The following is a 1990-nucleotide window of genomic DNA, read 5'->3' on the forward strand; positions in this document are numbered from 1 at the left end:
CCCTCTCTCATTCTATTTGTATACTACATTTTGAAGTGCGGAATGTGGGTTATATGGTTGCTAGTGGTCTACCTATTCCACGAGCAGACCACGCCGAAGCTGCAGCAGAGATGGCTCTTGACATGCAGCAAGAAATCAGCAAATTTAATTTACAGCATAATTTTGAACTCTGTATCCGCATTGGCATTAACACCGGACCTGTTGTTGCTGGGGTAATTGGCACGAAAAAGTATATTTATGACCTCTGGGGTGACGCAGTAAATACTGCTAGTCGTATGGAATCTCATGGAATTCCCGGTACGATTCAAGTTTCTACAAAAACTTACGATCTTTTACATAATCAGTATATTTTTCAGGAACGTGGTGCGATAGTAGTTAAAGGCAAGGGTGAAATGAAAACCTATTTATTGATTGGTAGAAAAAAAATTAGATATCTCCGGAAAAGAGGGAGTAAAGAGTAGAGGGAAATAATTGATAATTTATCTACGATAATTGATTTTATTTTTTATTATTGGAGATGTTTATTATATAAAATCCGGTTATACAGTTATCGCACTTTCTACTTCCATGCAATGCAGACATAAAATGCCTACTTATCCCCAGATAATTCCAACTCTCATCCTTTCTTCCTACTGACTCCTGACTCCTCTCATCATACAATAACTAAAAGAACCTCAATTGCTCATTCCTTAAAGTTTAGGAGTACAGCCCAAACTATCACGGGTTGCTACTCCTGTAATAGGATTAATTCCTGAAGCATTTTTACACATTAATTTTACCTGATAGCGGTCTACTATTGCTTCAGAAAAATCTGCCCCTGTCACTACCGCATTACCGAAGGTGCTACCACTCAACATAGCATCTGTGAAAATAGCATTAGTTAAGTCAGTTTGATCGAAAGTGACTCGATCTGCAAAAGTATCAGTAAAATCTGCTTCACTTAAGTTTGCCCGAAAAAAATCTCCCTTAGTAATAATTGTTCGCTGCATATTTGCCCCTTGAAAATTTGCACCCCGCATTTCTGCACCGGCAAAGGAAGTACCTTGCAAATCTTTATTAGAAAAATCTCGATAGTTTAAATCTGTGAGAGTATAGTTTACGGCATTTTCCTGTGCTTGAGCTGAATCAATATGAATTGGCAAAATACCTAAAGCAGCCAATATTAAGACCAATACTAAAAATCCTGTTTTCACCACTACAATCACTGCTCCCGAATTTGAGTATAACTAAATAATTAATATACCAAATTAGAGACCATCTTAACGAAGTCATAAGTCAGAAGTTAGAAGTGGGAAAACCTTTTAGAAGCGATCGCGCCCTTGAGAATTTAATCGTATAAAAGTCAATTTATAGCAGTCGCCATTACTGTATTTAACATATCAAACGCTAAATTTTTACTTATCTAGGAGAGAAGGAAAAATTTCTTCCTTCTTACTTCTTCTACTATTGCGGTCTACGTTTTGGTCTTCCACTAAAAAATGTAGCAATGAGTAAACAAACAATACCAATATTAATCGAAACATCTGCCACATTGAACACGGGAAAATCTATGAGGCGAAAGTGTATAAAATCTACAACATAACCCAAAATGAATCGATCGATACCATTGCCCAGTGCCCCTCCTAAAATTAAACCATAGCCCACTTGTTCCCATTTCTCAAATCTCGGCCCAAAAAAAGCCCAAGCCATTAGGCCAAGACTAACTATTAAAGACAACCATCGCAGCCAATATACCCCACCATTGCTAAATAAACTAAAAGCTGCTCCGGTATTAGTTACATAGGTAAAGTGAAATACACCAGGCCACAAAGCCAGACTTTCTCCAAGTTGAAAATTTTGTACCACCCAAAATTTAGTCAAGTGGTCTAATACAATGCTAATAATAGCAGCTATCCAGAATAGAAAATTTTTCTGAAAACGTAATTTCAAGGTCAACAATTACTATCTATATTTATTTTAATTTATTCTACAGTTTAGCAAGATTTTTTTT

Annotated in this window: 3 protein-coding genes; 1 reads left to right on the plus strand and 2 read right to left on the minus strand. The window is 36.4% G+C overall.

All coding sequences use genetic code 11. The features are described from left to right. Nucleotides 1–461: adenylate/guanylate cyclase domain-containing protein (locus AC3DU7_RS29515; protein ID WP_488042808.1), on the plus strand; the 461-nt coding region annotated here is incomplete at its 5' end. 228 nt (nt 462–689) lie between these two features. Here AC3DU7_RS29515 and AC3DU7_RS29520 read toward each other — a convergent pair. Together AC3DU7_RS29520 and lspA are read right to left on the minus strand one after the other, a co-directional pair. Beyond that, entirely contained in the window at nt 690–1193 is a 504-nt protein-coding gene (locus tag AC3DU7_RS29520) for a pentapeptide repeat-containing protein (RefSeq protein ID WP_488042809.1), read from the minus strand. A 250-nt stretch (nt 1194–1443) separates the two neighbouring features. Beyond that, nucleotides 1444–1938 (minus strand): signal peptidase II, encoded by a 495-nt coding sequence (lspA, locus tag AC3DU7_RS29525; RefSeq protein ID WP_488042810.1) that lies wholly within the window; start codon nt 1936–1938, stop codon nt 1444–1446. Between the last annotated feature and the right edge of the window lie 52 nt (nt 1939–1990).

The sequence above is a fragment of the Okeania sp. genome, from assembly GCF_983059655.1.